This is a genomic window from Desulfuromonas versatilis, assembly GCF_019704135.1.
In the GTDB taxonomy this organism is placed as follows: domain Bacteria; phylum Desulfobacterota; class Desulfuromonadia; order Desulfuromonadales; family NIT-T3; genus Desulfuromonas_A; species Desulfuromonas_A versatilis.
Window position 1 is genome coordinate 3,705,621 of record NZ_AP024355.1, and the last position, 11,940, is coordinate 3,717,560.

Consider the following 11,940-nt stretch of genomic DNA (forward strand, 5'->3'; position numbering starts at 1 on the left):
AGGGGCGGCCATGAATGCGCTGAAAAATCTGTTGAAGGTGTGCGCGGTGCTGGCGGCCGTCTCGCTGCTAGCCTTTGGACTCTACCGGGTCGGCAAGAAGGAGCACTCCCCAAGCAAGTACTCTCATCCGATCACCCGACCGGGGGGGCACTGGTAATCGGTAAGAACCGGGGGGGGCAGGCCAATCAGGCCCGCCCCCCCTTTTTTGCGCCCTGCGGGGGGAGCAGCAAGGTCAGCAGCGCGCCGCAGGCGGTGAGCGCCGCGGCGGCCAGGAAACTGATGGTGAAGCTGCCGGCCGCTTCGGCCGCGAGCCCGGCGGCGCCCGGGCCCAGGGCCTGGCCGATGGCGAAGAATACGGTGATCAGGGAGAAAGCCGCCGGAGCGCGGGCAAGCCCCAGGTAGTCGCCCACCGCTGCCGCCATGATGGTCGGGATGGCAAAGGCCGAGAGGCCGTACAGCATCACCGAAAGCAGCAGGGCTGCTTCGCCCGCCGCGGAACCGGCCAGCAGGTAGGCCAGGGTCTGGATGGCAAAGACCACTCCCAGCCCGCCCCTGCGGCCGACCCGGTCGGAAAGCGTCCCGAAGCCGACCCCGGAGAACAGGCTGAAAAACCCCACCCAGGACCAGAACATGCCGGCCCTGGCCTCGGCAAAGCCGAATTCCACGACCATGGTGGTCACGATGAACGTGCCATAGACCATGTAGGTGGCCCCGAAAATATGGTAGAGCAACCCCAGCTGGGCCAGGATGCGGCCGCTGCCGGCCTCCCTCTGCTCCTCGACCAGGGCAGTCGGCAGGGGAACTTTGCGCCCAACGGGTTCCAGGCCCATCTCCGCCGGGTCGTTGCGCACCAGGACCGCCGCCAACAGGCCGGCCGCCAAGGTGATCAGCCCCAGCACCAGCCAACCGGTGCGCCACCCCTGGGGGCCCAGCAGGCGGTTCAGCCACGGGATCAGGATCCCGGAGAAGATGATGGCCGCGCCGTTGCCCATGACCATCATCCCCGCAGCCCGCCCCCGGCGCTCGCGCCGGAACCAGTGAGAGACCAGCACCATCACCGGGATGTTGGCAAAGCCGCTGCCGACCCCGACCAGGGCATACAGGAACACCACCGGCAGCAACCCGTGACAGATGCTGATCCCCAGCATGCACAGGGCAATCAGCAGCAGCCCGAAAACCATCGTCGCCCGGGGCCGCCAATGCCTGATCAGAAGCGGAGCCAGGGCCACGGAAACCAGGTACCCGACAAAATTGCCGGTGCGGGTCCACCCCATCTGGTCATAGCTCAGGCCGAGCCCCTCGCGCATGGCCGGCAGCAGCATGCCGAAGGCGAAACGGGCCAGCCCCAGGCAGGCGAAAAGTGTCAGGGCACCGGTAAGTACGATCACCCAGCCGTAGTGAAACGGCCAGCGGGAAGACTTGTCAATCATGAGGACTTCTGCGAGCAGAGATAAAAAAAGCCCCGAAGTTGCCTTCGGGGCTTTTTGAGTGCGCTAATGCTGTACGAAAAATCAGATTTTCCGCACGTTGGCGGCCTGGGGGCCCTTGGCGCCCGACTGAACGTCGAAGCTTACGCGCTCGCCCTCGGCCAAGGACTTGAAGCCTTCGGACTGAATCGCCGAGAAGTGCACGAAAACGTCAGGACCGTTGTCCTGCTCGATGAAACCAAAACCTTTTGCGTCATTGAACCACTTAACTTTACCTTCTGCCATTTTCTGCTCCTTTTGCTCGCTCAATTCCTGTTGAGCCTTTTTTGCATGCGTGGTTGAACAAGACGCCAAAGAAAAAACCGCAGGGCCCCATTTGCCTGTGCGGCTTGCCTTCTTTTTTTCATGGACCGGCCCTTCCAGCCCGGCGTCCCATCCCTTACCCAGCATGCCTAACTTTTTGTTTTATATGACAGGTATCCATCAAAAAGCAAGATGTTTTTTTCTTAACTGGTATTTTTTTAGAACATTATTTTTCCAACCCCTTACTGGGCTGGTTGTTTCCGGTCCCGCGACGCGAGCGCCCCGAGGCGCTGCGCCCGCGACCGCCGCCCTTGCCGCCTCGGCCGGGGCGGGGGGAGTCCCCCGCTCGGCGAGGTTGGCCGGCCGCGTTCTCTTTGGCAGACACCGGGGCGGCCCGGCGGGGCCGGCCCGCGGGTCCTTCGGCCCGGGGGGGCGCGACGACCGAATAATCAAAACCAGCCAGGAGGCGTCGCTCGAGAGCAGCGCCGAGGACCTTTTCGATAGAACGGACCATGCCGGCGTCCTCGCCGGTCACCAGGGTGAAGGCATCGCCACTGCGCGCGGCCCGGCCAGTGCGGCCGATGCGGTGGATGTAGGCCTCGGGGGTGTCCGGGATGTCGTAATTGATGACATGGGAGACCTGGCTGACGTCGATGCCCCGGGCGGCGATATCGGTGGCCACCAAGATCTGGAACGTGCCGCTGCGGAACCCGTTCAGGGCTTCCTGACGGCGATTCTGGGACAGATTCCCCTGCAGCGAGGCCGCCCGGTACCCGGCTTTGCCGAGCTGTTCGCCGAGACGCTTGGCGCGGTGCTTGGTGCGGGTGAATACCAGCACCGACTCGGTATCGGTGTGCTGCAGCAGCTCGAGCAGCAGAGGGGTCTTCAGATGCTGCTCGACGGGGTAGAGGGCATGGCTGACGGTGACCGCCGGGGCCACGGTGCCGACCTGCACGGTAGCGGGGTCGCTGAGCACTTCATGCGCCAGCTTGCGGATCTCTTCGGGCATGGTGGCCGAGAACAGCAGGGTCTGGCGCTGGCGCGGCAGGCTCTTGAGAATCCGCCGGATGTCTGGGAAAAAGCCCATGTCGAACATCTGGTCGGCCTCGTCGAGCACCAGCACTTCGAGCCTGGAGAGGTCGATGGTCCCCTGGCCGATGTGGTCGAGCAGACGCCCCGGGCAGGCGACGACAATTTCCGCCCCGCGCCGCAGTTTTTCCACCTGGGGGTTAATCCCCACCCCGCCGTAGACGGTGAGGCCGCGCAGGCGGGTCTGGGCACCGAGGCTGCTGATCGATTGGTGGATCTGCTCGGCCAGTTCGCGGGTCGGGGCAATGACCAGAGCGCGGACATGGCCGCGCGGCCCTTGCATCAACCGATGCAGGATCGGCAGACCGAAGGCCGCGGTCTTACCGGTGCCGGTCTGGGCCAGGCCCATGACGTCGCGGCCCTGCATGACCATGGGGATGGCCCTGGTCTGGATCGGGGTGGGGGTGGTGTAGCCGGCAGCGCTGACGCCTGCGGCCACCTTGGGGTGGAGCTGAAATGCATCGAAATTGATCAAATGTTTGAATCCTTAATGATTTTCAGGAACTACAAAAAAAGCCCCGGGAGACATTCCGGGGCTTACGATGGCTTCGTTTTTTCCGGGAACAGCTTGAACTGGAGCCACCATACCAGCAGCGGGGAAGCGCTGTCAAGGGCCGGCAGCGGAGCAGGGTCTCAGCAGGCAAATTTGCCTTGTGCCGGGTCGATCTGCTAGGGTAGCTAGATAAATCCAACGCCAGACACAAAGGAGACAGCATGGCACAGCTTAAAAACGGCGACACCGCCAAGGTCCACTACACCGGAACCCTGGCCGACGGGACGGTCTTCGACAGCTCCCGCGAGCGCGACCCCCTCGAGTTCACCGTGGGCGGGGGACAGCTCATCAAAGGGTTCGACCAGGGCGTCGTCGGCATGACCGTGGGCGAAACCCGCACCGTGAACATCCCCGCCGAGCAGGCCTACGGCCCGCACCGCGAAGAGATCGTCATCGCGGTCGAGCGCAGCCAGCTCCCGCCGGGGCTGACCCCCGAGGTCGGCATGCAGCTGCAGGCCCAGGGCGGCGACGGCCAGCCGGTCATGGTCACGGTGACCGCCGTCGACGAGCAGAAGGTGACCATCGACGCCAACCACCCGCTGGCCGGCAAGGATCTGTCCTTCGAGATCGAGTTGGTCGAAATCGTCTGACCAATTAGAAGCCAGGAACAAGCAAAGGCGGCCCCTCGGGGTCGCCTTTGTCGTTTCAGCCTTTGGCCAGTGGCGGGTCAGGGGCGCTTCAGACGGATCCCCTCGCCGCTCAGCTCGAGGCGGCCGGCCTTGTAGAGCCCGCCCACGGCCTTTTTGAAGGTCTTCTTGCTCATCCCCAGCACCTGGCGAACCTGCTCCGGCGGGCTGTGGTCGTGGAGGGGGAGCGAACCGCTCTTTTCCAGGGCGGCGAGAATGACCGCCATGGCCCCCTCGGTCTCCTCCTTCCCCCCCTTGCGCAGGGTGACGTCGATCTTGTTGTCCTCGCGGAGGTGCTTGACCACCCCCTTGAGCCGGTCGCCGCGCTTGAGCCCGCTGCGGATCTCGTCCTTGTAGAGCAGCCCCTGGTAGAGGTCGTTGACGATCACCTTGGCTCCCAGGTCGGTGAACTGCCAGAGAATCAGCTCGACCTCCTCCCCCTCGCGCAGGTCGATCTGCTCGGCCTCCAGGCACTTGTCGATGCGCGCGGTGCCGACCAGCCGCCCCAGGGAGTCGAGGCAGATCTTTACCAGGTACTTGCGCCCGACCTGCATCCGCTCGGGCTGCTCGCCGAAGGGGACCAGCAGGTCCTTTTCCATCCCCCAGTCGAGAAAGGCCCCGAAGGAGGTGACCTGCCTGACCTTGAGCAGGGCGAACTCCCCCTCCTGGGCCAGGGGGCGCTTGAGGGTGGCGACCACGTCCCCCTCCTTGTCGCGGCAGAGAAACACATCGAGCCGCTTGCCCGCGGCGGCCCCGGTGGGAACTTCCGCCTTCGGGAGCAGGATCTGGTGGCGGCCGGCCTGCAGCCAGGCCCCCTTCTCGTCGAGGTGATTGATTTTCAGGGTATTGATGCGTCCGATCTGGTACATGGTGCCTCTCAGGCTGCCCGGCTGTCGCGGCCGGTCTTGTGCAGGTAGTATTCGTAATCCCCCTCGTAGACCCGCATTTCGCCGTGGTCGATCTCGAAGACGCGGCCCACCAGGGAGCGCAGGAAGTGGCGGTCGTGGCTGACCAGCACCACGGTGCCGGCGAACTTCTGCAGGGCCTCGAGCAGGATCTCGCGGGACTGGATGTCGAGGTGATTGGTCGGCTCGTCGAGCACCAGCAGGTTGATCGGCCGCGCCAGCAGGGTCGCCAGCACCACCCGGCTCTTCTCGCCGCCGGAGAGCTTGTCGATGCGCTTGTCGACGTCGTCGCCCTGGAACAGGAAGGCGGCGCAGAGGTTGCGCACCACGCCGATGGAGGCCTGGGGGATGGCGTCCTGCACGGTCTCGAAGACGGTCCGTTTCGGGTCGAGCACATCCATGGCGTGCTGGCTGAAGTAGCCGAGGTTGACGCTGGCCCCCAGGTTCACGGTTCCCGAGGTGGGCTCGGTTTCGCCGGCGAGCACCTTCAGGAAGGTCGACTTGCCGGCGCCGTTGACGCCGACCACGGCGATCTTCTCCTGGCGCCGGATCAGCCCCGACACCCCGCCGAACACCGACTTATCGCCTCCCTCGGGGAGCTGCCAGGTCTTGGCCAGGCCCTGCATGGCCACCACGTCGTCGCCGCTGCGCGGCGGTTCGGCGAACTCGAACTTGATGGTCTTCTGCTCGGGCGGGATCTCGATGCGTTCGATCTTCTCGAGCTTCTTCACCCGCGACTGCACCTGCGCCGCGTGGGAGGCACGGGCGGCGAAACGGGCGATGAACTCCTCTTCCTTGGCCAGCATCTCCTGCTGGCGGCGGTGGCTGGCCAGCAGCTGCTCGCGGCGGATCTCGCGCTCCCGCAGGTAGAAATCGTAGTTGCCGCTGTAGGTGGTAACGGTCTTGTTGGCCACCTCGACAATGGTGGTGACAATGCGGTTCATGAAGTCGCGGTCGTGGCTGGTCATCAGCAGCGCGCCCTTGTACTCGCTGGCGAGCCACTCCTCGAGCCAGACGATCGACTCGACGTCCAGGTGGTTGGTCGGCTCGTCGAGCAGCAGCACGTCGGGGTTCAGGGTCAGAATGCGCGCCAGGGCGATGCGCATCTTCCAGCCGCCGCTGAAGCTCTCCACCGGCCGGTTATAGGCGTCGGGACCGATGCCGAGGCCGGTGAGCACCGCCTGGGCCCGGGCCTCGAGGTCGTAGCCGCCGCGGTGCTCGAACTCCTCCTGGGCGTCGCCGTAGCGCTCGAGCAGCGCCGCCAGTTCGTCGTCCCCCATCGGCTCGCACATGGCGGCCTCCATGGCGCGGATCTCCTCGCCCAAGGCCACCGTTCTGGCCGAGGCGGCCATCACCTCTTCGAGGGCCGAGCGGCCCGACATATCGCCGACATCCTGCGAAAAATAGCCGATCACGGTCTTCTTGGCGCAGGAGATCTGGCCGTTGTCGGGCTCCTCCTCGCCGGTGATCAGGCGGAATATGGTGGTCTTGCCGGCCCCGTTGGGGCCGACCAGCCCGTTGCGGGAACCGGGCAGGATCTGGAAGCTGGCGTCCTTGAAAAGGACCTGGGAACCGTGCTGCTTGGATATGCTGGTCAGGTGGATCATGTTGAAACTCCGAAGAAAAAAAGTGCCGCACTGTTAGCACGTTGGGCGCTTTTCTGCAAGGTTAAAACCGAAAGGGACGACCAACGGGCCGTCCCTCCTGTTTTTTCCGCCGGATTTTCCGCTGCCGCCACCCGGCTGAGACTCAGCCGAAAGAACAGACGTACTCGGCGATGCCGCTCTCCACGACGATTTCGAAAAATGAGTTGCCCGGCACGTCGAACCAGGTGCCGGCGGCGAAGCCGATCCAGTCGCCCTGGCCGGCAAGACGCACCCGGCATTCGCCGGCGATGATCTCCATGCGCTCGGGTGCGGCGGTGTCGAACTTGAAGGAACCGGGGAAGATCAGGCCGAGGGTCTTTTTGCTGCCGTCGGCCAGGGTGAGAGCGTGGCTGACCACCTTGCCGTCAAAGTAGATATTGGCCTTGCAGGCGACGGTGACGTTGGCGAACTGCTCGGGGGCGCTGTAGCTCATGGGACTCTCCTGAGATGATGATGGATTGCGCGATCCGGCTTAGTTAGCACAAGCTGCACATCCGCGCAAGCGGCAATGCCGTAGCCCCTGAATACCTCTTTAGATGGAGCTGAAAACAGCCTCCACCTGCACCTGGTAGGGCTTGGGGGCGTAGGCGCGGTAGACGACGCTCCCGGAATAGGCCAGCAGGGTTCTGAGCCGGTCGAGGTTCACCGGGTGGGTGACGTAGCCCAGGGCCTCCTCGGCGGAGAACCAGCCGAGCTCCAGGCTTTCCTCGCTCGGCCTGAGCTCGCCGCCCCGATAGTCGGCGAGGAAATTGAAGATGATCGAAGCGGGCGAGGCGGTCATCGACCAGACCGCCGCCAGCGGCCCCAGGTTCATCTCCACGCCGGCCTCCTCGAGTACCTCGCGGTGGGCGGCAGCGACCAGGTCCTCTCCCTCCTCCACCCGCCCCTGGGGGATCTCCCAGCCACGCCGCGGGTGGCGGATCAGCAGCACCTCCCCGGCCCGGTTGCGGATCAGGCAGCCGACCACGACGACGTGTTTGGGATGTTCCATCTTCCCCTCCTTCTTATTTGGGCGGCAGCGACAGGGCGTAGGCCACGCCCCGGGCCACCCAGGCCCGCAGCTCGGCGTCGGCGGCGCAGCCCGGCGGGGCGACCTGCACCCAGCCGGTCATCGGCCGGCCGGTGAAATCGAAAACGCCCGCGTGGGGCAGTTCGAGGGCCGCGCCGTATTTCTGCGGACCGACCCGCACGATGAGCAGGTCGCGCACGATTCCGCAGGCCATGTTGCCGTGCAGCAGGTAGCAGATGCCGCCAAACATCTTCTTCTCCACGTACCCGTCCCGCTCGATCAGTTCGGCCCGCACCCGGCCGGCCAGCGTCTCGTCGTAGGCCATGACATGCTCCTTTTTTCGTTCCCACCGGTCCTATAATTCTACCCGTACAGCCGCCGGGTTCCAACCATTGGCAAACCAGGCCCGTTGACAGAAAAACATATTATGTATAATTATAAACAGAAAGAAGCTGTGAACGGAAAGGAAATCTCATGCCACTGGCACATCGGCAGGAACCGGAGACCATCGACCTGGGCAGCGTGGAAAGCCGGCGACAGCTCGCCACCCTGGTGATGAACCTCTTCGACCGCTGGGGGCTGAGCACCAACGACCAGCTCAACCTGCTCGGCCTCAGCCCCACCAGCCGCGCGCTGCTCACCCGCTACCGCAAGGGCGAACCGCTCCCCGGCAGCCGCGACGTGCTCGACCGGGTCGGCTGGCTGCTGGCCATCCACAAGGCACTGCGGCTGCTCTACCCCCGCAACGAGCAGCTGCGCTACAGCTGGGTCAGCCGCCGCAACCAGGCCTTCGCCAACCTCGCGCCACTCGAGGTGATGAAGAAAGATGGGATCATCGGCATCGCCAAGGTCTGCCGCTACCTCGATTTTCAGCGCGGCCGCTGATGAAGGGGCTATATGGGAAAACCCGCGATCTCGACGGGGATCTGTACCGCAACATCGTCTCGCTGCGCCAACCCGAGGATCTGTTCGACGACCTGAGCGGCGGCGATCCGGAGCTCTCGGCGCTGGCCTGCGAAGCCGAGATGCGCATTCGCGGCGAAATTCCCACGGGCATCATCCACCGCGGCTTACACTACACCACCGCCATCGGCTATCCCTTCGAGACCGAACCGTTCATGGCCAGCCGCTACGGCGACGGAACCTACGGCCTCTGGTACGGGGCGCTCGAGCTGGAAACCAGCATCTACGAGACCGTCTACCACACGGTGCTCGACATCGCCGGCATTGAAGGGGTCGACGAGCCGGTCTACCGCGAGCGGGCCGTTTACCTGGTGCACTGCCGGGCACTGCTCATCGATCTCTCGGCAAAGCGCAAGGAATTCCCCCTGCTGGTCGCCGACGAATACGCCTTCACCCAGGAGATCGGCCGGCGCATCCACCGCGAGGGGCACCCCGGCCTGCTCGCCCCCTCGGCCCGCTGCGCGGGGACCAGCGCCGTCATCTTCAACGAGGCGGTGCTGCACAGCCCCCGTCCGCACTGCTTTCTCGGCTACCGCTTCGACCCCGGGCGGATGGAGGTTGCGGTGGAGCGCGAGCCGGGGCAGGTGCTGCAGGTCATCGACGCCCGGCCGTGGGCACGGTGAAAACGCATATCCGCAGTTTTTCTGGAAAACGCATTTGGGCCTGCTAGGCTATAAAATGGATATTCTACCCCGCCCCGTGTGACGCCGCCGGAGCGAAGTGGACGTTGGGGAAACCCGCGCCCTTCAAGGCGTCCGCTAAAGACCTTATCCACCACGAAGAGCACGAAGGACACGAAGGAAGAACTGCAATGCTTTTCTTCGTGAACTTCCTGTCCTTCGTGGTAAAAGAGAACCTGAAGTCACAATTAATACCGATTTGTAAAAATAGGATTCAGCAAAAGAATTCCCGAAACAGCAGTTTTTTTACGATTCCGTGTCCCCAGGAGTCCTCCATGGCCCGCAAGATCTTCATCGCCGCCACCGGTCAGAACAGCGGTAAAACCACCGTCAGCCTGTCGCTGATGCACCTGGCGCAGAAAAAATACAAAAAGGTCGGCTTCATGAAGCCGCTGGGGCCCAAGCCGGCGGTGCTCAACGGCGTCGACGTCGACAAGGATGCGGCGCTGATGGCCCAGGTCTTCAAGCTGACCCGCGATCTGCGTTACATGTCGCCGGTGGTGGTCCACCCCCATACCACCCGCCAGGTACTCGACGGCCAGCTCGACCCGGGCGAAATGCGCCAGCGGATCGTTCACGCCTGCGCGGAACTGGAGAAGCGCTGCGAACTCATCATCATCGAGGGGTCGGGGCACCCCGGGGTCGGCTCGGTGCTCAGGCTCTCCAACGCCCATATCGCCAGGATGCTCGATGCCCCGGTGCTGATGGTGACCGGCGGCGGCATCGGCAACGTCATCGATTCGGTCTACGCCAACCTGGCCATCTTCGAGAAGCAGGGCGCCGAGGTGCGGGCGATTCTGCCCAACAAGCTGATCCCGGAAAAGCGTGACATCACCCTCGACTACCTGCGCCGGGCCTTCGCCGGCGAACCCTTTCCGGTGCTGGGCGGCTTCAACTACCAGCCGGTGCTGGCCAACCCGACCCTGGGGCGCATCGGCCGGATTCTCGACCTGCCGCTCAACGGCAACAAACGCGAAGCCAAGCGCATCGTCCACCACGTGCAGATCGGCGCCGCCTCCACCCAGCGAGTGGCCGAGTTGCTCAAGGAGGCGACGGGGCTGATCGTCACCAGCAGCCGGGACGAGCTGCTGGTGACCCTGGCCAACATGTACCAGATCCCCGAATACCGCGAAAAGATCGTCGGCCTGATCATCCCCGGCATCCTGCCGGTGAGCAAGATCACCCAGCAGATCCTCGACCGCAGCAACATCCCCTACCTGAGGGCCCAGAAACACACCACCGCCGAGCTTTACAAGCTCATCACCGAGGACGTCTCCAAGCTCACCGCCGAGGACACCGAAAAGCTCGACCTGGTCCGCTCGCTGGCTGAGTTCCGCTTCGATTTCGACACCCTGGACGAACTGTTCGCGCCCCGCCCCGGCTGATTATCCCCCCCCCCGGAGGAGGGGGAGAAATACCAGCCCATTTATTTTTTCCAACATCGCCCCTGTGGCCCCTTCAATTTTTTCCGGCTTTCGGCTATACTCCAATTTCTGAAAAATCAACCCCCCAACAAGGAGTTATTAAATGAAAGTCGGGATTGTCGGTTGGCGCGGCATGGTCGGGTCGGTCCTGATGCAACGCATGCAGGAAGAGAACGATTTCCAGGGGATCGAGCCGGTCTTCTTCTCCACCTCGCAGGCCGGGCAGCCTGCGCCGATGGGCGCGGGGACCCTGAAAAAGGCCGAAGACATCGCCGAGCTGAAGAAGCTCGACGTGATCATCACCTGCCAGGGGGGGGATTACACCAAGGCCGTTCACCCCGAGCTGCGCAAGGCCGGCTGGCAGGGGTACTGGATCGACGCCGCCTCCACCCTGCGCATGGCCGATGACGCCGTCATCATCCTCGACCCGGTCAACCGCCAGGTCATCGACAAGGCCCTGGCCGGTGGGGTCAAGGACTATATCGGCGGCAACTGCACCGTCAGCCTGATGCTGATGGGTCTCGGCGGGCTGTTCCGCGCCGGGCTGGTGGAATGGGTCAGCTCCATGACCTACCAGGCCGCTTCGGGCGCCGGTGCCCCCAACATGCGCGAGCTGCTCAGCCAGATGGGCGTGCTGCACGGCTCGGTGGCGTCGCTGCTCCAGGATCCGGGGTCGGCGATCCTCGATATCGACCGCAAGGTCACCGAGCAGCTGCGCGGCAACGAGCTGCCGAAAAAAGAGTTCGGCTTCCCCCTGGCCGGCAACCTTCTGCCCTGGATCGACCGCGAGGTCGAGGATGGCCAGAGCCGCGAGGAATGGAAAGGCTACGCCGAGACCAACAAGATCCTCGGCGCCGAAAAGCCGATCCCCGTCGACGGGCTCTGCGTGCGCGTGGGCGCCATGCGTTGCCACAGCCAGGCGATCACCATCAAGCTGAACAAGAACGTGCCTATTGGCGAGCTCGAGGACCTGATCAGCAACGACAACCAGTGGGTCGAACTGGTCCCCAACACCAAGGCCGACAGCCTGGCCCGGCTGACCCCCGCCGCGGTCTCGGGCACCCTCAGCGTACCGGTGGGGCGGCTGCGCAAGATGAAGATGGGCCCCCAGTACCTCTCGGCCTTCACCTGCGGCGACCAGCTGCTGTGGGGCGCCGCCGAGCCGCTGCGGCGCATGCTGCGCATCCTGCGCGAACGCAAGTAAGCGGCGGACATTCTCCGCGCCCAGGCACCAGCAACGGGGCAGGCCCTTTTCGGCCTGCCCCGTTTTTCATCGCCCCCCCTGCCCTCCGGGTTCGCCTCGCAACCCGCCCCC

14 protein-coding genes are annotated in these 11,940 nt (G+C 64.4%); 6 read left to right on the plus strand and 8 right to left on the minus strand.

The genetic code is table 11. The features are described from left to right. Positions 1–10 precede the first annotated feature (10 nt). Entirely contained in the window at positions 11–157 is a 147-nt protein-coding gene (locus DESUT3_RS16660; protein WP_221249594.1) for a hypothetical protein, read from the plus strand. A gap of 28 nt (positions 158–185) precedes the next feature. Here DESUT3_RS16660 and DESUT3_RS16665 read toward each other — a convergent pair whose 3' ends face one another. The 3 genes from DESUT3_RS16665 to DESUT3_RS16675 form a co-directional block, all read right to left on the minus strand. Continuing rightward, positions 186–1,430, minus strand: a complete 1,245-nt coding sequence (locus DESUT3_RS16665; protein ID WP_221249595.1) for an MFS transporter — start codon at positions 1,428–1,430, stop codon at positions 186–188. A gap of 81 nt (positions 1,431–1,511) precedes the next feature. Beyond that, positions 1,512–1,712, minus strand: coding sequence for a cold-shock protein (locus DESUT3_RS16670; protein WP_221252585.1), 201 nt, complete (start codon positions 1,710–1,712; stop codon positions 1,512–1,514). Positions 1,713–1,956: 244 nt separating this feature from the next. Next, entirely contained in the window at positions 1,957–3,291 is a 1,335-nt protein-coding gene (locus tag DESUT3_RS16675; RefSeq protein ID WP_221252586.1) for a DEAD/DEAH box helicase, read from the minus strand. A gap of 242 nt (positions 3,292–3,533) precedes the next feature. On the opposite strand from DESUT3_RS16675, the gene DESUT3_RS16680 reads away from it, so the two are divergent. After that, positions 3,534–3,962 (plus strand): FKBP-type peptidyl-prolyl cis-trans isomerase, encoded by a 429-nt coding sequence (locus DESUT3_RS16680; RefSeq protein ID WP_221249596.1) that lies wholly within the window; start codon positions 3,534–3,536, stop codon positions 3,960–3,962. 77 nt (positions 3,963–4,039) lie between these two features. Here the strand turns inward: DESUT3_RS16680 and DESUT3_RS16685 are convergent, their stop codons facing one another. The 5 genes from DESUT3_RS16685 to DESUT3_RS16705 form a co-directional block, all read right to left on the minus strand. After that, positions 4,040–4,867, minus strand: a complete 828-nt coding sequence (locus DESUT3_RS16685; RefSeq protein WP_221249597.1) for a CvfB family protein — start codon at positions 4,865–4,867, stop codon at positions 4,040–4,042. An 8-nt stretch (positions 4,868–4,875) separates the two neighbouring features. Continuing rightward, a complete protein-coding gene (locus DESUT3_RS16690; protein WP_221249598.1) occupies positions 4,876–6,510 on the minus strand; it encodes an ABC-F family ATP-binding cassette domain-containing protein in 1,635 nt (544 codons plus the stop codon). A gap of 142 nt (positions 6,511–6,652) precedes the next feature. Further along, a complete protein-coding gene (ppnP, locus tag DESUT3_RS16695) occupies positions 6,653–6,982 on the minus strand; it encodes a pyrimidine/purine nucleoside phosphorylase (protein WP_221249599.1) in 330 nt (109 codons plus the stop codon). A 99-nt stretch (positions 6,983–7,081) separates the two neighbouring features. Further along, a complete protein-coding gene (locus DESUT3_RS16700) occupies positions 7,082–7,540 on the minus strand; it encodes an NUDIX hydrolase (RefSeq protein ID WP_221249600.1) in 459 nt (152 codons plus the stop codon). Between the two features lie 13 nt (positions 7,541–7,553). Continuing rightward, positions 7,554–7,883 carry a TfoX/Sxy family protein gene (locus DESUT3_RS16705; protein ID WP_221249601.1) on the minus strand — a complete coding sequence of 110 codons (330 nt, stop codon included), beginning with the start codon at positions 7,881–7,883 and terminating at the stop codon, positions 7,554–7,556. Between the two features lie 149 nt (positions 7,884–8,032). Here DESUT3_RS16705 and DESUT3_RS16710 point away from each other — a divergent pair, with 149 nt between their 5' ends. From DESUT3_RS16710 to asd, 4 genes are all read left to right on the plus strand, one after another. Further along, on the plus strand, positions 8,033–8,443 hold the full coding sequence (locus tag DESUT3_RS16710; RefSeq protein WP_221249602.1) for an antitoxin Xre/MbcA/ParS toxin-binding domain-containing protein: 411 nt from the start codon (positions 8,033–8,035) through the stop codon (positions 8,441–8,443). After that, complete coding sequence (locus DESUT3_RS16715; protein WP_221249603.1) at positions 8,443–9,144, plus strand: RES family NAD+ phosphorylase; 702 nt, start codon at positions 8,443–8,445, stop codon at positions 9,142–9,144. Before DESUT3_RS16710 ends, DESUT3_RS16715 begins: the two co-directional genes overlap by 1 nt. 332 nt (positions 9,145–9,476) lie before the next feature. Beyond that, a complete protein-coding gene (locus DESUT3_RS16720; protein ID WP_221249604.1) occupies positions 9,477–10,586 on the plus strand; it encodes a phosphotransacetylase family protein in 1,110 nt (369 codons plus the stop codon). Positions 10,587–10,728: 142 nt separating this feature from the next. Next, positions 10,729–11,829 carry an aspartate-semialdehyde dehydrogenase gene (gene asd, locus DESUT3_RS16725; RefSeq protein WP_221249605.1) on the plus strand — a complete coding sequence of 367 codons (1,101 nt, stop codon included), beginning with the start codon at positions 10,729–10,731 and terminating at the stop codon, positions 11,827–11,829. Positions 11,830–11,940 lie beyond the last annotated feature (111 nt).

What these genes read in the sequence shown, in the direction of transcription:
- DESUT3_RS16660 (WP_221249594.1), top strand. Translation starts at nt 11, where the DNA reads ATGAATGCGCTGAAAAATCTGTTGAAGGTGTGCGCGGTGCTGGCGGCC.
- DESUT3_RS16665 (WP_221249595.1), bottom strand. Translation starts at nt 1,430, where the DNA reads ATGATTGACAAGTCTTCCCGCTGGCCGTTTCACTACGGCTGGGTGATC.
- DESUT3_RS16670 (WP_221252585.1), bottom strand. Translation starts at nt 1,712, where the DNA reads ATGGCAGAAGGTAAAGTTAAGTGGTTCAATGACGCAAAAGGTTTTGGT.
- DESUT3_RS16680 (WP_221249596.1), top strand. Translation starts at nt 3,534, where the DNA reads ATGGCACAGCTTAAAAACGGCGACACCGCCAAGGTCCACTACACCGGA.
- DESUT3_RS16685 (WP_221249597.1), bottom strand. Translation starts at nt 4,867, where the DNA reads ATGTACCAGATCGGACGCATCAATACCCTGAAAATCAATCACCTCGAC.
- DESUT3_RS16690 (WP_221249598.1), bottom strand. Translation starts at nt 6,510, where the DNA reads ATGATCCACCTGACCAGCATATCCAAGCAGCACGGTTCCCAGGTCCTT.
- ppnP (WP_221249599.1), bottom strand. Translation starts at nt 6,982, where the DNA reads ATGAGCTACAGCGCCCCCGAGCAGTTCGCCAACGTCACCGTCGCCTGC.
- DESUT3_RS16700 (WP_221249600.1), bottom strand. Translation starts at nt 7,540, where the DNA reads ATGGAACATCCCAAACACGTCGTCGTGGTCGGCTGCCTGATCCGCAAC.
- DESUT3_RS16705 (WP_221249601.1), bottom strand. Translation starts at nt 7,883, where the DNA reads ATGGCCTACGACGAGACGCTGGCCGGCCGGGTGCGGGCCGAACTGATC.
- DESUT3_RS16710 (WP_221249602.1), top strand. Translation starts at nt 8,033, where the DNA reads ATGCCACTGGCACATCGGCAGGAACCGGAGACCATCGACCTGGGCAGC.
- DESUT3_RS16715 (WP_221249603.1), top strand. Translation starts at nt 8,443, where the DNA reads ATGAAGGGGCTATATGGGAAAACCCGCGATCTCGACGGGGATCTGTAC.
- DESUT3_RS16720 (WP_221249604.1), top strand. Translation starts at nt 9,477, where the DNA reads ATGGCCCGCAAGATCTTCATCGCCGCCACCGGTCAGAACAGCGGTAAA.
- asd (WP_221249605.1), top strand. Translation starts at nt 10,729, where the DNA reads ATGAAAGTCGGGATTGTCGGTTGGCGCGGCATGGTCGGGTCGGTCCTG.